This window comes from Brevibacillus halotolerans (assembly GCF_026891775.1).
Classification (GTDB): Bacteria; Bacillota; Bacilli; order Brevibacillales; family Brevibacillaceae; genus Brevibacillus_B; species Brevibacillus_B halotolerans.
Genome location: NZ_JAPTNK010000001.1, coordinates 113,451 through 135,583, shown reverse-complemented (window position 1 = coordinate 135,583; position 22,133 = coordinate 113,451). Strand labels below are relative to the sequence as shown.

Sequence of the window (22,133 nt, the reverse complement as noted above, 5' to 3'; positions counted from 1 at the left end):
AATGTAAACGATTATCATTATCAATACAAGAGAAAAAAGGCAGATTTTGCATTTTTTCTGTAAAATCTCTACAAAAGTTAAAATATCCTAATTTGATATAAAAAAAACAGACCATTGAGAGTTATCTCAACAGCCTGCTTCATGTTTACCTTATAACTTGTCCAATACATTAACCTTGATATAGTTACGAATTTCTTCGCCGCTTTCTAGGCTAAGTACATGCTCAGCTACTGCTTGAAGTTCTGCATAGCTTAGTTGTTTTAGCATATGACGTGCACGCAATACAGTAGGTGCGCTCATGCTAAATTCATCAAGTCCAAAGCCAAGAAGGATTGGCAATGCATACTCTTCCCCTGCCATCTCTCCGCACATACCAGCCCACTTGCCTTCTTTATGAGCCGCATCAATCACGTTTTTAATCAAACGTAATACCGCAGGGTTAAACGGATCATACAGATAAGAAATTTGTTGGTTCATACGGTCGCATGCCATGGTGTATTGAATTAAATCATTTGTACCAATACTGAAGAAGTCAGCTTCTTTTGCCAATTGATCAGCAATGACAGCCGCTGCAGGAATTTCAATCATCATTCCCACTTCTATCTCCTCGTTAAAGGCAATACCTTTATCGCGAAGCTCTGCTTTCACTTCTTCTAAAATTGCGTTTGCTTGACGCAGCTCTTTTAACGTAGCGATCATTGGATACATAATTTTAATGTTACCAAATGCGCTTGCTCGTAAAAGGGCACGCAATTGCGTTTTAAACAAGTCCACTTGATCTAAGCAAATGCGGATCGCACGGTAGCCTAGGAACGGATTCATTTCATGTGGCAATTGCAAGTATGGAAGCTCTTTATCTCCACCGATATCCAACGTACGAATAACTACAGGACGGTTGTTGTCCATCGTAAGTGCTACGGCTTTATATGATTCAAATTGTTCTTCCTCAGTCGGGAAGTTATCACGGCCCATGTACAAGAATTCTGTACGGAACAAACCAATACCTTCAGCGCCCGCTTTATCAGCTACTTCAGCGTCATGAGGATTTCCGATGTTCGCAACTAATTCAACATGATGACCGTCTTTAGATACAGATGGCTCATTAATTAATTGTGCCCAAGCGGCTTTTTGTGCTTCGTACTCTTCTAATTTTTTCTGGTACGTAGCAATGAGCTCTTGTTCAGGGTTTACGTATACGTCACCTGTCTCACCGTCAACAATCAACATATCGCCGGTTTTAACTTTCTCAGTGATATCGTTAAGACCGGTAATCGCAGGGATTTCCATCGTGCGTGCCATAATCGCAGAGTGAGAAGTCCGACCACCAATATTGGTTACAAACGCTTTCACTTTGCTCTTATCAAGTTGTGCGGTATCGGATGGTGTCAGGTCATGAACAACCAAAATTACTGGTTCTTTGGAGTCACCAACCAAAGTGTCTTCCACACCTAGCAAGTTCTTTAGAATTCGTTGACTTACATCACGTAGGTCTGCCGCACGCTCGCGCATATATTCGTTGTCCATGCTCTCAAACATGCCAACAAACATGTCGCGAACATCTTCTAAAGCTGCTTCAGCGTTCACTTTATCATTCTCGATGTTACCTTCCATTGCTCCAACGAATTCTGGATCTTCCAGGAACAGTTGGTGAGCCTCGAAGATTTTTGCTTCTGCTTCCCCAATGTCGCGAAGCGCTTTTTGCTTAATCGCTTCTAATTGGGAGTTGGTTTTATTCAAAGCCTCTTTCAAACGCGCCACTTCAGCAGGCACTTGATCCGCTGCAAGCGTTTTACGTGTATAAGAGAGGGTTTCTTCTACCTTTACCAAAGCTCGACCAAGAGCGATCCCTTGGGCTGCTGCAATACCTTTACAAAGCAAGACGGATCATCTCCTAACTATTCTTTTGCACTTTCTAGGATCGCGCCCAATTCCTCTAAGGCTTGAGCTTCGTTATCGCCACTTACTTCAAGCACGATTTCATCGCCTTTTTTCGCTGCAAGTGTCATAACACCCATGATGCTTTTGCCGTTAATTTTTTTAGTGCCTTTAATTAAATTTACATCGCAAGAGAAAGAAGTTGCTTTTTGTACGAACATTGTAGCCGGGCGAGCATGCAAGCCAGCAGGGTTTTGAATTACGCAAGTTTTTGTTAACATGGAATATTTCTCCTTTTTCTCGTTAAATTAGTTATTCATGAACTTCTTTTTTTAGTATATTGATCATCAAGGCAGTAATCAATGTCCCTACCAAAATTGACACAATATACATCCCAACATTACCTACAACTGGAAGAACAAACATTCCCCCATGAGGAGCTGGTAGTGTACATCCAAAGAACATCGACAAGCCACCTGCTACAGCGGAGCCTAGAACTGTTGCTGGAATTATGCGTGTTGGGTCTGCTGCTGCAAACGGAATTGCACCCTCCGTGATGAAGGAAGCTCCTAAAATATATGCGGTTTTACCTGCTTCTCTTTCCTGTGCAGTAAATTTCTTTTTAAACAAAGTCGTTGCCAATGCAATTCCTAGCGGGGGTGTCATGCCGGCCGCCATAATTGCTGCGTGCGGGCCATAGTTTCCTGCTGCAATCATAGCGATACCGAATGTAAACGCCGCTTTATTCACAGGACCGCCCATATCAACAGCCATCATAGCACCAACTACAATACCAAGAATGACAGCATTCCCTTGTCCCATATTACTTAACCAATCAGTTAACCAGTTATTAAGCGCTGCGACCGGTTGTGAAATAACACCAAGCATCACTAGACCTGTAAGCAAGATACCAAACAACGGGTACAACAGAGTTGGTTTAATACCTTCAAGAGACTGTGGTAAACCAGAGAATGCTTTTTTCAATCCTACCACCAAATAGCCGGCAAGGAAACCTGCAATTAATCCACCTAAAAATCCAGAGCCTGTTTCCGCGGCTAGCCATCCACCAACTAAACCAGGGGCTAAACCTGGTCGATCAGCAATACTCATGGCAATATAACCCGCTAAGACAGGAATCATCAGTTTGAAAGCGGAACCACCACCGATGTCACTCAACAGCTTGGCAATCGGGTTAAAAGTGGGGTCATCCGGATTGGCTGCATTTATCCCAAACATAAAGCTAATAGCGATGATGATACCTCCACCAACCACCAATGGCAGCATGTTGGATACACCGCTCATTAAATGCTTGTAAAAACCTGATCTGCCTGACTTATCTTCAGAGGAATCTGCAGAAGACGTTGACGTGCTACCTTGGTAGACGGGGCCATCTTGATTTACTGCTCGTGTAATCAAGTCCTCTGCCTTACGAATTCCATCAGCTACCGGCACCTCAATCACTACCTTGCCCTTAAACCTGTCCATTTCGACCTGTTTGTCAGCAGCAACGATTACCGCATCTGCCTGTTCAATCTCTTCTGATGTCAATTTATTCTTTGCACCACCGGAACCATTTGTCTCTACCCGGATGGCTATGCCCATTTCTTCTGCCTTCTTTTTCAAGGCATCGGCTGCCATATAAGTATGAGCGATTCCTGTTGGACAAGCTGTCACAGCGACAACTTTTACTCGTCCTGTTTCACCTGGTAAAACAGAGGGCTCCTCTACATTATGACTTTCCTTTTCTTTTCTCGCAATCATTTTTAATAATTCTTCCTTGCTCGTAGCCAGAGTCAATTCATTTCGGAAGGACTCGTCCATGAGCATTTCAGACAGATGTGCCAAGGTTTCTAAGTGCGCCTGGTTAGCATCGGCAGTAGCTGCAATCATAAAAAATAAATGCGATTTTTGTCCGTCCAATGCATCGTAATCTATTCCTTCATGGGAGTAGCCAAACGCAATACTTGGTTTTTTTACCGCCTCAGTTTTGGCATGCGGAATGGCAATTCCTTCACCAATTCCTGTTGAAGCATGGGCCTCACGGGCTAAGATTGCTTCTCTCATTCCATCTTTATCGTTCAGGCAATCTGCTTGATCCAATTGGTCAATCAATTCTTGAATGACCTCTGCCTTGGAGGTTGCAGATAGTTGCATAACAATAGTATCTGCTCGCAGCATGTCTAAGATACGCATTTCTTGTCCCCCTGGTTCTATATTTTTGCCACTCGGATGGTTGGCAAGTATTTCGCGATAGTCGTTGGTGTACAAAAACCTTCGGACAAAGCTGTTGCAGTACCACAAGCAATCGCAAACTGAAAAGCTTCTGCCTCTTGCATCTGCTCGCATGTAGCGTATAAAAAGCCTGCAACCACCGAATCCCCTGCTCCAATCGAATTAACTGGCTTACTCTCAGGAAATTCGGCAACGTAAGCGCCTTCTTGGTTTACAAAGACTGCTCCTTTACCTGCCAATGAAACAATGACATTCTCAACTCCCTGATCAATTATGCGCTTAGCATACTGATAGGCTTCCATTGGTGTGGCGATGGTTACTCCAAACAATTCGCCTAGCTCATGATGGTTGGGTTTAATAAAAAATGGTTTTTTGGTTATACCGCCTTTTAAAGCATCTCCGCTAGCATCTAGTGCAATTTGCAAACCTTTCTTTGCAAGAACGTCCATCATTATTTCGTAGGTGTCACTTTTTAAGCTTTTAGGCACGCTTCCTGCTAGCACTAAATAATCATCTTTGTGCAAACTTTGGATTTGGTCCATCAATTGTGCAAACGCTGCTTCTGGAATCTCTGGGGAAACACCACTGATATCTGTTTCTGTCTCCGCTTTCATCTTGACGTTAATTCGTGAATCTCCCTCTACTTTGATAAACGAAGTGGATATATCAAGCGCTTCCATCTCTTGAGCAATAAATTCACCTGTAAATCCACCAATAAATCCGAGGGCCACCGATTCTTTTCCTACATTCTTTAATACCTTGGAGACATTAATTCCTTTGCCTCCAGCCATCTTGATTTCTTTTGTTGCTCCGGTAATTCTTCCTACTTGCAAGCTTGGCAACCAGATGTGATAGTCTATCGAAGGATTAAGACTTACCGTATAAATCATAATTTCACCACTTTGCATCTTGTTAGTTTTCTTACTTTCTCTGCTTCTGTCGGATTTATGCGATCATCTGTAATAATCATCGCTTCACTGATATCCGCTACTTTAGCAAACGTCACCTCTCCATACTTTTGTGAATCACACAGCACATACTTCTCATCTGAATAAGAAAGCGCCAATTGCTTAATATAGGCCTCCTCTGGATCAGGAGTAGTAAAGCCATGTGTCAGATCAAAGGCATTCATACCAAGGAAGCATTTATCAAAGCGATATTGCCCCATTCCAGTGGCAGCCCCTCTCCCAATCACGGCCATCGTACCTGCTTTTAGCTCTCCGCCGATTAGAATAACCTTGCAATCATATTGGCGGGCAGTCAGGGCAATATTAAGACCGTTCGTAACAATTACGATTTGTTTAGCTGTGATGTGGTGAATCATCTGTTCCGTTGTCGTACCTGCATCTACATAAATGGAATCCTTATCCTTGATGAGAGAAGCAGCATAAGCAGCAATCGCTACTTTTTCTTGTTCACTTTTCTTTACCTTTTCTAGCACAGTCGGTTCTTCAAGTTTGCGATGTAAGATGGATGCTCCACCATGAACGCGCTTTAAATAACGCTTTTCCTCTAATTCGCTTAAATCTCGACGAATTGTGGATTCAGATGCATTCGTGGTATTTACCAGTTCATGAACAGTAACGACTTCTTTTTCTTTGAGTAAAGCCAAAATGAGCTGATGACGTTCTGGAGTTAACATTCTATTGTCGCTCCTTTAGTAAAAATCACACAATTGATCGTTTGTGATTAATACTCGATCGTTTTTAATTGTTTATGATTGTTTTTGATTATATACATAATTCTTCTACAAATCAACGGTAAGCTCTTACAAATCTCGTCCATTTCTTGACAGCTACTTTTTTCTTGCACAAACCCGTACTGACTTCTATTTTTCATTTGCAAAAAGAACGATGTTTTTGCACAATTTGCAGGTCCATTTTATAGCCTTTGCACAGTTTCCTATTATAATAGGAAGAAACTCGGTTTTTTTGATCAAAAAAATCGCTTTCGTCATCCGTGAATAAAGCGATTTCTCTCCCTTTGCACTCTTTCATTTATGCCCGTATTTTACTCAGATTTTGCAAACTTCATCCAAAAAATACCTTCCTCTAATCAATATACATTTTATATGTAGGATTTTGGGCTTTCCCCGATGAAAAAGGCTAGTTTCACCTAAAGCGAAACTAGCCTTCCTTATTTGTTTACTATTTTATCTATTGAAACAAGGTAATCATTTTTCCAAGAATAATCCCTACAATTCCAAAGTCAGCGTCGCCGAATGTAGAACCCTCAAAGCCTAGACCACCTAGTACAGGTAATAATAGGGCTGGCAAGAGAGAGATCAATAGTCCATTTACAAAAGCACCGATGATCGCACCTCGTCGTCCACCTGTAGCATTTCCATAAACACCGGCCGCAGCACCTGTGAAGAAGTGACCAACAACACCAGGTACAATAACCTTGAGCCCAATCACTGGCAGGATAAACATGGCGATTAAGCCTGCCACAAAACTAGATAGGAAACCAATAATCACAGCGTTTGGTGCAAATGGGAAAATAGTTGGGCAATCGAGAGCTGGTTTTGCATTTGGTACAATTTTATCTGCAATCCCTTTAAAAGCAGGAATAATTTCTGCAATCAGCATACGTACACCAGCAAGCACGATATACACACCGGCTGCAAAAGTGATTGCTTGAATAAAGGAATATACAATGAAGTTTTGACCATTAGATAGCTGGTTCTCGATAAAGCTTTGTCCAGCAAATGGTGCAATAATCAAATACAAGAGTGCCATCGTCAAAGAGATAGAAATCGAGGTATCACGCAGGAAGCCAAGAGATTTTGGAACTTTAATATCCTCGGTGGATTTTGCTTTATTACCAAACTTTGCCCCAATAAAGCCCGCTGTTAGATATCCAAATGATCCGAAATGACCCATGGCGAAATCGTCCGAACCAGTTACTTTACGCGTATATGGTTGCGTCATTGCTGGAGATAAAACCATTAAAGCTCCCAATAAAACTGATCCAATAATAACTAACGGTACACCTGTAAAACCACCTGTGGATAATACTGCGGATAACAGACAAGCCATGAACAGCGTATGATGCCCCGTTAAGAAAATATATTTAAACGGAGTGAAACGGGCAAACAAAATATTTGCTACCATACCAAAGAACATGATCATCGCTGTTTCTTTCCCAAATGTTTGTTGGGCAATGGCTACAATCGCCTCGTTATTGGGAATAACCCCGTTAATATGAAAGGCTTCTGTGAATATTTTGCTAAAGGCATCCAAAGAGCCAATTAAAATACTAGCTCCACCACCTAGAATAATAAAACCCATAGTGGTTTTCAAAGTGCCTGCAATGATATCAGCTATATTTTTCTTTTGGAGCAACAAACCGAATAAAGCGAAGAGTCCGACCAAGATTGCAGGTGTTCCTAAAATATCATTCATCAGAAAGTCTAGCATGGACAATCCCTCCACTTTTCTTTTTCATGGTGCCATAAAGAGGAATCCAAACACTTCTAGCTTTAGAAGTGTTTTTTCAGGACTTCACGAATTTCGTTCTGATCCAGAATGTTGGTTAGGCCTTCAACAACACGTGAACCATCTTCAAGATTACCCACGATATCTTTAGAGCCTAGATACAGATCAGCTCTCTCTGTTTTACTAGAAGCCAAGTCGGTATGGGATACCTCCGCTTCAACGCCTAGCTCTCCTAAGATTTTTTTCACGTTCATTTCCACAATGAAGCTACTTCCTAGACCGTTTCCACATACAACTAAAATCTTTTTCATACTTAATTCCTCCTCAAATGTCATTGTTAGATTTACTGATTGTTTTAAACCTGAATAAGCTGAAGAATCTCTTCAATAGAATCTGTTGTTAACAGGATTTGTAAAGAATTTGGATCAGATAATACTTCTGTCAATTGAGATAGTGCACCTAAATGGGAGTCATTATCCGTAGCTGCGAGCACAAAGAGCAATCTTACCCGATGCTCTGCTTTTTCTGAAAAGGAGACTGGTTTATGACATTTCAGAAAGCTCATGCCTACTCTGTTGACGCCGTTCTCAGGGCGTGAATGAGGAATAGCAATGTCTGGCGCAATCACTACATATGGCCCCAGCTCCTTCACATTATGGATCATAGCCTGAATATAGGAGTCTTGAATGCTCCCATCATCTAGTAACGGTTGAGCAGCTAGACGTATCGCATCCTCCCAAGTAGGAACCTCCTCAATAACTTGAATGCGGTCTCTGGTTAATAGTTCACGTAGCATGGTGATCCTTTAACCTCCTTCCCCATGTTCCAGTGCTTCTTAGTGCTTCATCCTTATTGGAACCACTTTTGCACCTAACTAACAAAATTAATGTTAGCGCTTTCTATAGATATTTTATAATTATATCAATCACTTTATGGCTTTATTATATCGCCTAGCTGTTGAAAGTTTTAGTCCAAATGTTCGTTATACATTTGTGCAAGAATTAGACTGAAATTGTACAAATCATTGCACGAAACTATACCCAGGTCTTTCCTCCCTTCTTTTTGCAAACTGTTTCATTTCACGAAATTACACTTTTCATTTATTTCAGACTATTGTATATTTAAACGAACCAATCTAATATAACAACAATGATATGAACTGACCTAAGTAAAAAATGAAAGTTAGGAGATGAGAAAGATGTATCAACACATTCCTACTGCTCATTCAGTCAGAAAATTCAATTTCTTGTTGTTAGCCTTCGTTCTTTTTGCAAGTATTTTCCCGGCTATTCTACCAGCTAGCGTTTCTGCTTCGCCGATCTGCTCAGCTGTCTGGGATAGTAAAACAATTTACACCAGTGGACAACAAGCTTCCTACAAGGGTCATGAATGGACAGCAAAATGGTGGACACAGAGTGAAGAGCCAGGTACCAGTGATGTGTGGCAGGATCTTGGCGTTTGCTCTACTAATCCCACTAATCCACCTGATCCTTCTAATACTCCTCCTACGGTACCTACCAATCTAGCTGTAACAGCAAAAACCTCCACAAGTGTTTCTCTCACATGGGCTGCTTCTACCGATGATAAGCAAGTGATAGGCTATACGGTTTATTATAACGATAATTTGCAAGCGGTTACAAAAACCAATGCTACGATCACCAATCTGACTCCCAATACCACTTACACATTTACAGTAAAAGCAAAAGACAATCAAGGCTTGGAGTCTGAGGCTAGTCAACCGTTAAAAGTCACTACAGATACAGACACTTTACCACCTGAGCCAGCCACCCCTTGCCGTCCAGCAGGTCTATATGATTCTGGCGTAAAAAACATTCCTTATTGCCAAGCATATGATCAGGATGGACGTGAAAAGCTAGCCAATGATTCTAAACGACGAATAATTGGCTACTTTACAAGCTGGAGAACGGGGAAAAATGGACAATCCAAATATTTAGTCACCGATATTCCGTGGAAAAACCTAACACATATCAACTACGCTTTTGCTCATGTTGACAGTAATAACCGCGTATCTGTTGGTTCCCCCACTGATCCAACCAATCCAGCGCTAGGCTTAACTTGGCCAGAGTATCCCGATGCCCTAATGGACCCATCCCTGCCATATAAAGGACACTTCAATCTGCTAACACAGTGGAAGAAAAAAAATCCTGGTGTAAAAACCCTTGTTTCCGTTGGAGGATGGGCTGAATCAGGAGGATATATTGATGAGAATGGAAAGCGAATTGCTTCTGGAGGCTTTTACACGATGACGACTAATGCAGATGGCTCCGTCAATCAAGCGGCAATTGACACATTCGCTACCTCTGCTGTTGATTTTTTACGCAAATATAATTTTGAAGGAATCGACATCGACTACGAATACCCAACTACAATGAATCAAGCCGGTAATCCATTAGATTGGCAATTTTCCACTCCCCGATTAAAAGGACTAATGGAAGGCTATAACGCCTTGTTAAAAACCTTGCGAGTCAAGCTGGATCAAGCATCTGCTGAGGACGAAAAATATTACATGCTAACCATAGCCTCACCTTCTTCTGCCTATTTGTTGCGTGGAATGGAGTCTTTCCAAGCTTTGAAGTATCTCGACTATGTGAATGTGATGTCCTATGATCTTCACGGGGCTTGGAATGAATTCGTTGGTCCTAATGCTGCATTATTTGATGATGGCAAGGATGGAGAGTTAATTAAATACAACATTTATAACACGCCTCAATATGGCGGCATTGGCTACCTCAATACAGATTGGGCTTACCATTACATGCGTGGGATGATGCAGGCAGGACGAATCAATATCGGAGTTCCCTATTATACTCGTGGCTTTCAAAATGTTGTAGGAGGAACAGATGGGCTATGGGGAAAAGCTGTAGGTAAAAATTGCCCAACTGGACTAACCGCTTGCGGGGATGGCGCCACAGGTATTGATAACATCTGGCATGATAAAGATGAGAATGGCAAAGAGGAAGGGGCAGGCTCAAATCCAATGTGGCATGCCAAAAATCTCGAAAAAGGCATTGCTGGCTCCTATTTGAAGGATCATGGGATTGTAAATCCAGTGTTGACTGGTACCTATAAGCGTAACTATGATTCTACTCTTGTTGCCCCATGGCTTTGGAATGCTGAGAAGAGGGTTTTTCTATCTACTGAGGATGAACAATCTATCGGCACCAAAGCAGATTATGTTATAAAAAATGGAATTGGCGGCATTATGATTTGGGAATTGGCAGGTGACTACGACTGGTACAAGGATCGCAATGACGGTAAAGGAGAATACTACATGGGTTCTACTTTAACCAAATTGATGCATAGTAAATTTTTAGCAGCAACCCCATATGATGCTTCAAATAGTAAAACCCCGCTACCAGCCGATAAACTAGCCCTAAAAATAGAAGTCACTGGATTTCAACTAGGAGATCAAAATTATCCAATCAATCCTACGCTAAAAATAACCAATAACAGTAATCTAACTATCACAGGCGGCTCCGTCATTGAGTTCGATGTTCCTACTTCTACCTCAGCCCAATTTAGTAGCTATGGCGGGGATAGTGTTAAACTAATCTCTGCTGGTCATACGGGGCCAAACGTCGGTGGATTAAAGGGTGATTTTCACCGTGTGGCAGTCACCATTCCTACTTGGAAATCAGTAGCGCCTGGACAAAGCATAGATATGAGCATCGTTTATTACGTGCCTATTAGCGGTCCTACAAATTATACCATTACAATTGACGGCGAAAAATATGCGGTTACTGATAAGTAAGGACCTGGGTGCTTTGGCTGATATGACTGCGTTTGGAAATGAAGAAGTTTGATTTAAGCTTAGTCTGAATTGGCGTCCATAAAACAAACAGCCGGTATCCCTGTATGGATTACCGGCATTTTTTTATTCCTAACTGCTATTTTTGCTAACAAGCCATAAAATCTTTCCTTATGAAAGGTAGAGAAAACCGAGCTACAAGCATTTCCCAGCATTGCCTTATTGCGCTGTTGGGACATTGCTTTATGATTCTTTTAACTGTACTCAGGCTCCATTTTTCCTCTAACAACTTCCATTAAGCTTCATTGGATGTTTCAAAGGATGTTTCAAAGGATGTTTCAAAATTTCCTTTTCATCTCAGAAGGAAAATTATAGTCTTTCCACCTAGTGGGCTAGTTTTTCTCTATAATTGGATATATCTCAATGATCCCTTGAAAGGTAGTCATATAAGGTTTTTTTAATTGATCAAGGGCAAGCACATCAGCCAAGATTTCTTCATTCCTGTTAGCAAAAACAAATAAAAATTGACGTTGTTCGTTTTTATAGATGTCAGATAATATCTGATCTTCTATATTAATGGAGGTAGCTTGATTTTTAGTTACAGGAACATTTTTTGCAAGTAGGCTTGTATTCCCAAATTCATCTGCCCAAATTATATCGAGCTTTGTATCATATGGTAATGGCTTTACTTGTAACCCTTTCACTTTCTTTGTAGTGTATAGCTTATTATTCCTATTCATGTATTTCGGTTCAGCGAACTTATCCCCCATCCAGGATAACGTAGGGAGTAAAGAAATATTTTGCGTGTCATAATTTTCAGGTAAAGAGAATTCTTGTTTAGCAATTATCTCTTTCGTTATTTGAGTATCCATTCCATTTGAGACAAAAAATCGCACTAAGCCAAGATTTCCACCGTTATATCTTTCTAATTGATTAGAAATAGTTATTGGAAAAATAGTTAATTCCTTATCGCCTGTTGTTGAAAATGGAATCGATACAGGTAGCTTTACTGTGGTATTGCTCTTTACCGTTACTTCAATTCCAATTTTTTTATCATAACCATCAATATTAATTGGTATGTTTATGTTCCCCTGATAAGCAAGTAGCCTGTATCTAATATCTTTTTTTGAATTATTATCAAGAATAAATGTACCTGTTATTACATTAGATGAATGTATATCAAGAAACGTATATTTTTCATCCTGTACCTTCATTTGACTTTTCCATCTTTCATCTGGAACAAACCCCGTTGCAGAAGTAAAAGAAGCGGATTCAACAGGGCTATTATGTAGTAATGTATGTTCACTTTTGGAAAATTTTTCACCCTGAATAACCAAAATATCATCTTGTTTATATTTAACATGTAAATACTCTTCATTTGAGCAAGCTGTAAGCATCAAATTTAACATTAACACTAACGATAGGAGCATCCAATAATTTTTTATTTTCATTCGTACAGAATACCTCCCATTTCAAAAAGTTATTTAACTTACATAGAAGTTTTTCTAAACGTCACCAACCATTATTAGTGGTACTTTCTAGCGCTTAGAATATTATATTATCACTCATTTTCAATTAAATTCCCCCTCTTATTGTCAAAAAATATAAGCCACCCCGCTTTTTAGCTTGGTGGCTTCATATTGTAAACTTGATATTACTTTGACTTCTTCTTAAATTGTACTACTGCTACATCCTACCTTAGAATGTTTCATATTTAGGACTCCGAATAACCTTTTCATGCTCTGATAAAACATTTGAAGCATCATTCTTCTGATATAGTAACTATTGGTTTTCATCCAAAGCAAAAGCATTACTTATAGATGATTCGAATAGACTGGCAATAAAATGTACCTCTCTACTCCAAACGAATTACCCTAACACTCAAAATATTCAATATCATCCTTGTAGTTGTCATATGCTGCTTTATACTCCATAACGCGAGCTACTTCAGAAATAAAGGTTTCATCATAGCCTGCTCTTCTTAACAAATGAAAGCCCATTTCCATGCCAGAAGCAATCCCACCTGCGGTTATCATTCTGCCAGTATCAACTATACGAGCACGACTGATTTTGCAAGCTGGTGCAATTTCAGCTAATCGATCGATTGGTACCTTGCCCATGTCCGTAGCCTCCAAATGATCTGGCTCTTTACGATTTGTTGCAGGGATACCATCCAGAAGCCCCATTCTGCCGTAAATCCATGAGCCTGTACATACACTTGTAAGCAGAGTTGTTTCAGGAAGAGATCGAATGTATTGGTGTAGTCGCTTATTATTCGTTTCCTGTCGGGTACCAAAGCCACCAGGAATTAAAAAGGCATCCAAATCAGGCATGTCATTGAAGCTGTAGTTGGGGTGTACAGTTAATCCCGCTTGAGTTTGAATTGGTTTCATCGCGTCTGCTACAAGAAAAACATCCAATTCAGGGTCAAATCTTCGCGCTACCGAAAATACGCCGTAGGGAGCTGCGTAATCAATAACCTCTGCGTCTTTAAAAATGTACACGCCTAATCTAAATCCTTGTTTTTTGTTCATGTTTTGTTTCCTCCTTTTGGATCAGTCTGCTTTTGAAATAGTACTTTCTTCTGTACGAGAGTTACTATATCATTGAATTACCGATTTTACTTATGAATGTTTACGATACGATCCATTTCGATTCCCGATATCATGGAGGTAGATATACAATGATTGAATTACTGGAAGGGAAGTTCTTTCAGACATTTATTGCAGTAATAGAAGAAAAGAGCTTTAGTCGAGCCGCAGAGAAATTAGGCTATGTTCAATCTACTGTAACTAGTCATATTCAGTTATTGGAGCAAGCCTGCAATCAAAAATTGTTTCATCGATTATCCAGAGGTGTAAAACCTACTGAAGCGGGTGTTAGACTTGCTACATTTGCGTATCAATTTATACATTTAGGTATGTCCTTAGAGCATGCAATGAACGAATTGGATCAGCCGCAGGGAACGATACATATTCGTATGCAGGAATCCTTTTTCTTAACACGTATGTCCTCCTTTATCCAACAATTTATGAATCAATATCCACGGATAAAAGTAAGACTAGAAGCGGGATTTCAGCCGGATATTCTGAAGAGGGTTTTAGATCACGCTGTAGATTTTGGCATTGTTCCGCAAAATCCCAATCGCAATGATCTGATTTTCCACCCACTTTTAGAGGAAAAGCTTGTTTTTATTGCCTCGGATGCCTTGGCGCAAAGAGTTGAATCTAGTGGATTGGATATGTTACACGATGAAATCGTAATAAGCTTTGGAACCAGTTGCCTATACCACACTCAAGCTAGTAGGATTTTGCAGGAGGCAGGAATTGAAGGAAATAGTGCATTAGAGTTTCCAAGCATAGAAATGATTAAGCAAGCTGTGAAATGTGGCATTGGCTTTGCATTACTTCCAGAAATATGCGTAAAAAAAGAACTAGAAGAAAAAGAGTTCCAAACGCTACCACTATGCCCGCCCATTTACTCAACACACGGGCTTATTGTCCATAAAGATAGAGAGCTACATTTTCCTGCTAAATTATTTAAGTCCCAAGTCGTTGAGCATTTTTCGATAGAACGGTAGGCCGTCTAACGTAAGTATGATACAAAGATATACAAATGAGGGGATAAAAAATAGAGTGCCTCCAGTAGCTCCGACTGGTTATGCACTCTATTACGACTAAACTGAAGTGAATTAGTATACCTAGCAATTTTAGCTTGTTCTTATTCATGGCATCTCCCCATGATAATGGTGTTATAATATTTACCGTCAGACAGGATTTTGTCTTTTTTTAGTATGCCTTCTATTTCAAAGCCAAGCTTTCTATAAAGGGCAATGGCTTTCTCATTCGTTTCTAAAACATTCAATGTAATTTTTTTAATATCATTCGAGTCAGCCCAAGCAATAGATTCTTTTAACAGATTTTTGCCTATGGCAAATCCCCAAAACTCCTTTAAAACGCACACACCAAATTCTATTTTATGTGAGAATCTTTTCAACTGATTTCCTTCGCATCTGGAAAACCCGACTATCTGATCATGAACGACCGCAACTAAAAATAAGTTTCTTTTATTTTCAGTATCTGCTTTAATTAATTGTTCAAAACCTAATGGATCAATGAACGCCTCCCCTTTTTCTCTGTCTAAATTTTCAGTCTCCCCATCTATCTGTAATCTAAGCTTAGACAAAGCTTTCGCATCTGTTTTGGTTGCAGATCGAATCGTATAGCTTAGCCCTTTTATATCAAATTCTTGTTTGTTAATGATCATGATATGCTCCATTCGTATTCGATATGGTAAATATTTATAATCTTAGTCTATCATATGTCACCATACTTGCGAATAATCAGCTATCCACAACCTTCTTACTATTATTATTTAAGCGTTTGGTGCCGCTAAAATATAAAACCACTTATCTGACAGAATGCTGTGAATCACCCGCCACCTGCTTCTCACATCCATTTCCTAATTTAAATAGAATAACACCACAAACGATAACGAGTACGCCTATTAACTGCCTAAAAGTAAAAGGAACCTTATCCAGTCCAAACCAGCCTAGCGAGTCCCACAATAAAGCAAACCCAAGCTGTGATGTTACAACGATAGAGATGGCATACGTAGGACCAAGCAGTCTTATTCCCTGCACCAGACAGATTACCACCCCTACTCCGATCAAACCGCTAAACCAATACCAGGTCTTCATATTTTGTAATGTAAATATGTGCTTCCCTTCAAAGATGAAACCCATCGTTAGCGAAGCCACAAAACCCATTCCTAATACTAATGTAGTCGTTGTCCAAGAGCCAACATGCTCATTTACCTTACCATTGAAAATATTTTGTAAGCCAACTAGCGAGCCTGCGATCAAAGCCAATACTATCCCTAGAATCATTGCATTTTCTCCCTTTACTGATGTTATCCCTGCTTAACTACTCGTAAATATTATGACTGGTCAGCGCACTTAATCCAGCTCTGTCCTTCACAAGAATAAAACCTTTGTTTCGCTCTATTAGCCCCTCTGTACAGAATTGGCGAATTACCCGATTTAGATGCCTATAGCTGGTTCCAATTAAGTTCGCTACATCCCTTAGACTGACTGTGCTTAGTTGCCCTTTAAAGAGAGAATTAGACTCGTCATAGGAGACAGACAATAGATAACTTGCCAACCGCACTTCCACGGGATACATCAGATTGAAGCTTAAAGAATTAGATTTAATATAAAATTTTCGAGTAATGATCTCCAGTAAAAATTGGAGAAACGGTGCGTAATCTCTTCCGTATTTTTTCAGCCAACGATGGTGAACACCAATCAAATGGACAGGCGATACTGCCTCAACCGTATTGAGAATATCAGTACCACGTACGTATTCGATATCCCCAATCGCCTCAAGAGGTGTCTTAAAAGAAAGGATCAGTGTTCTCCCCTCCATCGAGGTAGTATAGATCTTAACCTTTCCCTTAACAAGAAGGTACAAATACTGTGCAGATTCTCCTTGGGAGCAGATAATCTCTCCCTGCTTAAAGCTGTACAGTGCCAAATGAGGTAGTACCTGTTCATTAAATACGGATTCTATTTGATGAGCATGTAGATAATGATTCAATTGCTCACGATCTGAGATTTCCTTCATTACTCGTTTTACCCCCAGTCTATCATCTGTCGCATACTAAAATATTTATACGATCAAAATCTTAGTATCACCACACCAGCTATCATCATTGCTATGCCGATGAACTGTGGCAGTCTCATCTTCTGTTTCAACACGCCGAACCATCCATTACTATCAATGATAAAGGTCAGGCTCAACTGAGCAATCAGCAGTGTAGATATCGCAAGGGTAACACCGATCTGTTGGATAGCGGTGATATTACTAAAAATGATGAACGCCCCTAAAGCACCGCCAGTCAAATATAACGGCTTTACTTGCCTAACCCTTTGCCAATTTCCATCTCTGACGAACATCAGAATAAGCAAAGCTAGAACAAATCCAGTTAATTGGGTGATAGTCGCCGTTTGCCAAGTTCCAATATCTCGACTTATCCTAGAATTCGCTACTCCTTGCAAGGTAATACAAGCCCCGCCTAAAAACGCGAATAAGCTCCCTCTCATTTTCTCTCTCCCCCAATCCGATTCTCTATTATTAAATGATAATCCGTATTTTTTGGGAAGGACATATGTCCCTCACAGCTTGCGGTTATTGCTCATTGGAGGGAGGATTCCATCTAGGGCTTATAGCTGTGGTAGCTCTTCACAGCAAAAAAATAGGACTCCTCTCAAAGAAAATCGAGATGAGTCCTTGACGTATTCGAACGATAAACAGCACATGCCACCAGAGGTTCCTACCAGTATCACTTCGTAGTTGGTTGCTAGCTGAAAATTTTTCCTGGATTTAATATTCCTTTAGGATCAAAGGCTTTTTTTACAGCTAACATGGCATGAAATGCTTCGCCATGCTCTGTTTGCTGATATTTTCGTTTCCCCAGCCCTACACCGTGCTCTCCGGTACATGTACCACCGCGTGCTAAGGCATATTCAACTATACGGGTATTTGCCGCTTCTGCACGGGCAAGCTCTTCGGAATCAAGTGGATTTAATAAGAGTAGCGTATGGTAATTACCATCACCAATATGTCCAACCACTCCGCCCTCAAAATTTAATTCTTGCACGACTTGTTGTGCATTACGTACTGCACCAGCCAGTTCGGATAACGGCACACATACATCCGTCGTCATAACACGCTTTCCCGGTACGGAATGAGCAAAAGCATAGTACAAATGATGCCTAGCCTCCCATAATTGCGCCCGGGCCTTTGAATCTATCTCCTGCTGAAAATGCAGGCAGCCTTTCTCTAACGCTAATTCTCTAGCAAATTGTGCATCCTGCATCAATCCTGCTGTATTTCCATGGAACTCAAGAAATAGGGTGGGTGTCACTTCGTATGAGGTATTTTTATGGCGATTCATTTTTTGAATGGATAATTCGTCTACCAGCTCCATTTTAGCAACAGGAATTCCTACAGAAAGAATAGTCACCGCTGTCTGAACAGCACTTTCCACATCAGGAAATGTAGCTCGAACGGCCATCATTTCCTCAGGAATACCGTACACGCGTAAGGTCAGCTCAGTAAATACACCCAATGTCCCTTCCGAACCAACGAACAGACCATTTAGATGGTATCCAGATGATGATTTGGCTGCTAAACCACCGGTATGAATAATGCTTCCATCAGCTAATACGACTTCTAGGTCACGCACCTGATCACGCATAACACCATATCGGACAGCAGTAGTACCACTAGCATTTGTCGCGGCCATTCCACCAAGCGTAGCATCTGCCCCTGGATCAACAGAAAAGAACAAGCCGTATTTTTTCAGTTCTTTATTTACTTGGGTCCTAGTTATTCCTGGTTGGACACGTATCAACAAATCATCTGGCCGGATCTCCAGAATTCGATTCATTCGTTGAAAATCTAAGGATATTCCTTTCTTCACAGGAATCACATGTCCTTCTAAACTGCTTCCGCTACCAAATGGAACCACAGGTAGCTCACGGTCGTTAGCAAAAGCAAGCAGACGTGATACATCCTCCCTGGATTCAGGAAACACCACTACATCAGGTAAAACAGGGGTGTGATAAGATTCATCTTTGCTATGTAGCTCTAAAACACTCTCACTTATAGAAACCTGATCATCTCGAAATAACTGCCGTAAATCATTTAGGTCATTCATTTGAATTCCTCCTAAATTGCTTTTGACAAGTAGCACCAGATGTTAGTTCTATTATAAGAGAGGAAGGAATGTTTCAGATATAAATTTCGAAACATTCCTTCCTATAGACAGTTCATTACATGGATTTATGTAGTTTTCTTATTCCATTCTTATCCGATCGCTTTGCAATCGGAAATCACCAAATTCAATTCGCTCGACAAATCTATTTCAAATGAAGGTAATGAAACATGTGCTTTATTTTCTAAAAGACGAACAATAGGTCGTGAAGGCATACCCGGATTATTTTTGACAACGACACCTGAATAGCCTGAGCTTAACGTTACAAACATGCCCACAGGATATAAATAGATGGAATTACGGAACGCTTGCAATACCTTCTGGCAAAATTGGGTGCCTGAGCCTGCAAATAAAAATTCCATGGCATCGTGCGGTAGCATCGGCTTTCGATATACACGCTGGCTCGTTAAAGCTTCGAAGACGTCACACACTCCAATGATTTTCGCAAATAAATGAATATCTTTTTCCTGCAAGTTACGTGGATACCCATTTCCATCCATACGTTCGTGATGCTGATAAGCACATTGTGCAACGATCTCTGGAATTGCTGGCAGTCGTCTCAACAAAGCAAATCCTTTGCTTGCATGCGTCTTCATTATGTCATATTCTTCATTCGTTAGTGAATCCGGCTTCTGAATGATCTGAGTTGGGATCATCAATTTCCCTACATCATGTAAAAGCGCCCCTAACCCTAAATCTGTGATTTGCTGCTTATTCAAGCCCATTCTCAATCCAACTAATACACTATAAATCATTACATGAAAGGAATGGACAAATATGCTTTTATCAAAAACACAAATCCTTCCTAGTAAATCCATGATCATTGAGTTATTCTTGCATGTATAAATTAAATCTGCCAGCATATCCTGAGCGCTGGAGCCCATTTGTTCTCCTGCGATAGCTTTAGAGTAGGAATTATCCAATGTGGTATGCACAAAATCTATGGCTTCCTTCCTTGCTTGTCCAGATATAACATCCTTAGCAGGAGTATCCGCTATATTTTTATGTTGAACATGGATGGAATTGTGTCCAAACAAACTTTGAGTGAAAGTTCCTCCATTGCCCGCCGAAATCGAGCGATTGCTACTATAAATATCGCTTGAAAGCCTCATACCAGAACCACTGTGATTTTGAGAAAGTAACTGCATGTATATTTATAAATCCTCCCTAAAAGCTGACATTGCATAAGACTTTATACCTAAGTCGTAATACATATATTACATATGAATTGATTTTCCTATCAAGTGCATTAATTACCGTTACTAAAGGTAATTTTTTTCTTCCTTGATCATGTCATCTCTCACTATTCATTTTGATGATGCCTTTCCTGTATGCAAGGCCATCCATTTTTATGCGTTTTAACGCTCTACTCATGGACTCTCACAGAAAAAAAGACGTTCTCTCTCATTATGATTGAAAGAGTAAACGTCTTTTTCACATTCACAGGTATATTATTTATCGTCGTTAATAAATTGCTGAAGGGTATGAAGGTTACGTTGAGATAAAATGGATTGAACACGAATAACCGGAATGGATTGTATATCAATAGGAATAGTCGTAATGACTATATCTATACCTAGCGTTTTGATTTGTTCCTCTGTTATATCATACAAATACTGATCTAATATTTGTAATTTCTCGCCAAACCTTTCTCTTAAAATAGCCTCCATATATCGTTTCCAGCTTGTCCCATCACCAGATATAATAAGAGCCTTTTTAGATCTAGGCTTAAATGAAATCATAGCTTCTACTTGCATGGTGACATTAGCAATTTCATCATCAATGATATGATCTGCCATCCCGTATTTTTTTGCCCATTCATTATATATTTCTTGCACCTGTAAAAACGTTTTACGGTGCTTTTCTCTAATATATTTGGTAATAGATTTTTCCTTTACTTTTATCGTAGAGAAATACTTTAGGGTATACATGGTTCGCTTAAAGTAATCGATTAAGGTAAAAACAAATTCCTCATCATGAATCAATGGCTTGTTGATTTTATTTTCAAGCATATGAATGAAATCTTTCATATATATGAATACTTGTATTTTTCCTTCATGAAAATATTGAAGTGCTTCCCTTTTTACTTTGCCGACATCCTTATACACATGCTTAGAAGCCTTAATAACAATCGTCATAATGATTTTGTCCTCTGTTGTTAAAGAGATATTATACTCCGAGGTTAACTGATCGAGTATCGTGGATATTGTATGGTAATAAGGTGTCTCAATATTATAGTGAGAAATGGGATTGCCTAAATTGATTTGATAGCCTTGTTTTTTTCTTTTTAATACAATCGCTACAAAATAGGAGAGCTTGTGCCTATCGTATACATCAAAAGTAATGCCTAATCTCTCTTCAATCTCGTCTAAGTACCGCATGCATACTTCCTCGTATTCTGTAAACGGCCATTCTTTATTGGTATAAGAGCTAGTATATAGTTCAAAAAACATCATGATGATTTGAAGTTCATTCCCCACAATTTGGAGGGGATTTCTTTGAAGCTGTAATTTATAGGTCTTTAAATGTTTCCCTACCCTTCTTAGAACGTTTTGAAGAGAAGGTCCTTGGATAAATAAATGTTCGGCTAATTGGGAAATGCTTTTACAATTTCCTTCAAGTAATTGCTGAAATACTTGAAAAGTAAACGAATCTCTTACAAATAAAGATATCACTTCATTTACAGAGGAGCTTTCCGGTAAAAATAATTGGACTCCCTTCCCTTTTATAGAACTAATCTCCCAGCCAGGCGGCAAAAAATCCTTCAATATGGAAATTTCCTTGGCAACAGTCTTATATGAGCAACCTATTTTTTCTGATAACTCCTGAACTTTAAACCATCTATTTTCTCCACCGAGGAGCTTCATAATTTGAATTTGGCGATATCTTTCTTTTCTCATGTCCATCTATCCCTAAAGGGACTCCTTTCTTATGGTAAAAATAGCTTTTACCAATCATGCAAATATACTCTCTCATCTTTGGCGGTACATAGTAACTTCATACTACTTAATACAGAATAAATGAGAAAAGGTTTCACTTAT

19 protein-coding genes are annotated in these 22,133 nt (G+C 39.8%); 2 read left to right on the top strand and 17 right to left on the bottom strand.

Annotated features, from left to right (window positions below):
* Positions 1–150 precede the first annotated feature (150 nt).
* The 8 genes from ptsP to O0550_RS00715 form a co-directional block, all read right to left on the bottom strand.
* A complete protein-coding gene (gene ptsP, locus O0550_RS00750) occupies positions 151–1,878 on the bottom strand; it encodes a phosphoenolpyruvate--protein phosphotransferase (protein WP_068792732.1) in 1,728 nt (575 codons plus the stop codon).
* Positions 1,879–1,895: 17 nt separating this feature from the next.
* Complete coding sequence (locus O0550_RS00745) at positions 1,896–2,156, bottom strand: HPr family phosphocarrier protein (RefSeq protein WP_003335290.1); 261 nt, start codon at positions 2,154–2,156, stop codon at positions 1,896–1,898.
* A 31-nt stretch (positions 2,157–2,187) separates the two neighbouring features.
* Positions 2,188–4,068: a PTS fructose transporter subunit IIABC gene (locus tag O0550_RS00740; protein WP_258425449.1), complete on the bottom strand. Its 1,881-nt coding sequence runs from the start codon at positions 4,066–4,068 to the stop codon at positions 2,188–2,190.
* 17 nt (positions 4,069–4,085) lie between these two features.
* A complete protein-coding gene (pfkB, locus tag O0550_RS00735) occupies positions 4,086–4,997 on the bottom strand; it encodes a 1-phosphofructokinase (protein WP_258425448.1) in 912 nt (303 codons plus the stop codon).
* Complete coding sequence (locus O0550_RS00730) at positions 4,994–5,749, bottom strand: DeoR/GlpR family DNA-binding transcription regulator (RefSeq protein WP_003339174.1); 756 nt, start codon at positions 5,747–5,749, stop codon at positions 4,994–4,996. Before O0550_RS00730 ends, pfkB begins: the two co-directional genes overlap by 4 nt.
* A gap of 514 nt (positions 5,750–6,263) precedes the next feature.
* The gene (gene ulaA / locus O0550_RS00725) at positions 6,264–7,526 is read right to left on the bottom strand and encodes a PTS ascorbate transporter subunit IIC (protein WP_035317887.1); all 1,263 of its coding nucleotides are present in this window, start codon (positions 7,524–7,526) and stop codon (positions 6,264–6,266) included.
* A gap of 62 nt (positions 7,527–7,588) precedes the next feature.
* A complete protein-coding gene (locus tag O0550_RS00720; protein WP_003339177.1) occupies positions 7,589–7,855 on the bottom strand; it encodes a PTS sugar transporter subunit IIB in 267 nt (88 codons plus the stop codon).
* A 44-nt stretch (positions 7,856–7,899) separates the two neighbouring features.
* Positions 7,900–8,340, bottom strand: a complete 441-nt coding sequence (locus O0550_RS00715) for a PTS sugar transporter subunit IIA (RefSeq protein WP_003335298.1) — start codon at positions 8,338–8,340, stop codon at positions 7,900–7,902.
* A gap of 402 nt (positions 8,341–8,742) precedes the next feature.
* Here O0550_RS00715 and O0550_RS00710 point away from each other — a divergent pair, with 402 nt between their 5' ends.
* Positions 8,743–11,316, top strand: a complete 2,574-nt coding sequence (locus O0550_RS00710) for a glycosyl hydrolase family 18 protein (protein ID WP_258425447.1) — start codon at positions 8,743–8,745, stop codon at positions 11,314–11,316.
* 389 nt (positions 11,317–11,705) lie between these two features.
* Here the strand turns inward: O0550_RS00710 and O0550_RS00705 are convergent, their stop codons facing one another.
* The gene (locus tag O0550_RS00705; protein WP_035317891.1) at positions 11,706–12,764 is read right to left on the bottom strand and encodes a hypothetical protein; all 1,059 of its coding nucleotides are present in this window, start codon (positions 12,762–12,764) and stop codon (positions 11,706–11,708) included.
* Between the two features lie 423 nt (positions 12,765–13,187).
* Positions 13,188–13,847 carry a DJ-1/PfpI family protein gene (locus tag O0550_RS00700; RefSeq protein ID WP_068792727.1) on the bottom strand — a complete coding sequence of 220 codons (660 nt, stop codon included), beginning with the start codon at positions 13,845–13,847 and terminating at the stop codon, positions 13,188–13,190.
* Between the two features lie 149 nt (positions 13,848–13,996).
* Between O0550_RS00700 and O0550_RS00695 the strand changes: the two genes are divergently transcribed.
* Positions 13,997–14,893 (top strand): LysR family transcriptional regulator, encoded by an 897-nt coding sequence (locus O0550_RS00695; protein WP_258425446.1) that lies wholly within the window; start codon positions 13,997–13,999, stop codon positions 14,891–14,893.
* 140 nt (positions 14,894–15,033) lie between these two features.
* On the opposite strand, the gene O0550_RS00690 is transcribed toward O0550_RS00695, so the two are convergent.
* The 7 genes from O0550_RS00690 to O0550_RS00660 all read right to left on the bottom strand — a co-directional run bounded on the left by O0550_RS00690 (position 15,034) and on the right by O0550_RS00660 (position 21,992).
* Positions 15,034–15,579, bottom strand: a complete 546-nt coding sequence (locus tag O0550_RS00690) for a GNAT family N-acetyltransferase (RefSeq protein ID WP_258425445.1) — start codon at positions 15,577–15,579, stop codon at positions 15,034–15,036.
* A gap of 142 nt (positions 15,580–15,721) precedes the next feature.
* Positions 15,722–16,201: a DMT family transporter gene (locus tag O0550_RS00685; RefSeq protein WP_035317893.1), complete on the bottom strand. Its 480-nt coding sequence runs from the start codon at positions 16,199–16,201 to the stop codon at positions 15,722–15,724.
* Between the two features lie 37 nt (positions 16,202–16,238).
* Positions 16,239–16,937 (bottom strand): Crp/Fnr family transcriptional regulator, encoded by a 699-nt coding sequence (locus tag O0550_RS00680; protein WP_258425444.1) that lies wholly within the window; start codon positions 16,935–16,937, stop codon positions 16,239–16,241.
* A 53-nt stretch (positions 16,938–16,990) separates the two neighbouring features.
* Complete coding sequence (locus O0550_RS00675) at positions 16,991–17,416, bottom strand: DMT family transporter (protein WP_003339187.1); 426 nt, start codon at positions 17,414–17,416, stop codon at positions 16,991–16,993.
* A 257-nt stretch (positions 17,417–17,673) separates the two neighbouring features.
* Positions 17,674–19,035, bottom strand: coding sequence for an FAD-binding oxidoreductase (locus O0550_RS00670; protein WP_035317896.1), 1,362 nt, complete (start codon positions 19,033–19,035; stop codon positions 17,674–17,676).
* A gap of 149 nt (positions 19,036–19,184) precedes the next feature.
* Entirely contained in the window at positions 19,185–20,240 is a 1,056-nt protein-coding gene (locus O0550_RS00665; RefSeq protein WP_035317899.1) for an HD-GYP domain-containing protein, read from the bottom strand.
* Between the two features lie 303 nt (positions 20,241–20,543).
* Entirely contained in the window at positions 20,544–21,992 is a 1,449-nt protein-coding gene (locus O0550_RS00660) for a BglG family transcription antiterminator (RefSeq protein ID WP_258425443.1), read from the bottom strand.
* Positions 21,993–22,133: the final 141 nt, after the last annotated feature.

Coding starts and splice junctions, on each gene's coding strand:
- O0550_RS00700 (WP_068792727.1), bottom strand. CDS start 13,847: ATGAACAAAAAACAAGGATTTAGATTAGGCGTGTACATTTTTAAAGAC.
- O0550_RS00665 (WP_035317899.1), bottom strand. CDS start 20,240: ATGCAGTTACTTTCTCAAAATCACAGTGGTTCTGGTATGAGGCTTTCA.
- O0550_RS00710 (WP_258425447.1), top strand. CDS start 8,743: ATGTATCAACACATTCCTACTGCTCATTCAGTCAGAAAATTCAATTTC.
- O0550_RS00740 (WP_258425449.1), bottom strand. CDS start 4,068: ATGCGTATCTTAGACATGCTGCGAGCAGATACTATTGTTATGCAACTA.
- O0550_RS00695 (WP_258425446.1), top strand. CDS start 13,997: ATGATTGAATTACTGGAAGGGAAGTTCTTTCAGACATTTATTGCAGTA.
- pfkB (WP_258425448.1), bottom strand. CDS start 4,997: ATGATTTATACGGTAAGTCTTAATCCTTCGATAGACTATCACATCTGG.
- O0550_RS00705 (WP_035317891.1), bottom strand. CDS start 12,764: ATGAAAATAAAAAATTATTGGATGCTCCTATCGTTAGTGTTAATGTTA.
- O0550_RS00730 (WP_003339174.1), bottom strand. CDS start 5,749: ATGTTAACTCCAGAACGTCATCAGCTCATTTTGGCTTTACTCAAAGAA.
- O0550_RS00745 (WP_003335290.1), bottom strand. CDS start 2,156: ATGTTAACAAAAACTTGCGTAATTCAAAACCCTGCTGGCTTGCATGCT.
- O0550_RS00675 (WP_003339187.1), bottom strand. CDS start 17,416: ATGAGAGGGAGCTTATTCGCGTTTTTAGGCGGGGCTTGTATTACCTTG.
- O0550_RS00680 (WP_258425444.1), bottom strand. CDS start 16,937: ATGAAGGAAATCTCAGATCGTGAGCAATTGAATCATTATCTACATGCT.
- O0550_RS00690 (WP_258425445.1), bottom strand. CDS start 15,579: ATGATCATTAACAAACAAGAATTTGATATAAAAGGGCTAAGCTATACG.
- O0550_RS00685 (WP_035317893.1), bottom strand. CDS start 16,201: ATGATTCTAGGGATAGTATTGGCTTTGATCGCAGGCTCGCTAGTTGGC.
- O0550_RS00660 (WP_258425443.1), bottom strand. CDS start 21,992: ATGAGAAAAGAAAGATATCGCCAAATTCAAATTATGAAGCTCCTCGGT.
- O0550_RS00720 (WP_003339177.1), bottom strand. CDS start 7,855: ATGAAAAAGATTTTAGTTGTATGTGGAAACGGTCTAGGAAGTAGCTTC.
- O0550_RS00715 (WP_003335298.1), bottom strand. CDS start 8,340: ATGCTACGTGAACTATTAACCAGAGACCGCATTCAAGTTATTGAGGAG.
- O0550_RS00670 (WP_035317896.1), bottom strand. CDS start 19,035: ATGAATGACCTAAATGATTTACGGCAGTTATTTCGAGATGATCAGGTT.
- ulaA (WP_035317887.1), bottom strand. CDS start 7,526: ATGCTAGACTTTCTGATGAATGATATTTTAGGAACACCTGCAATCTTG.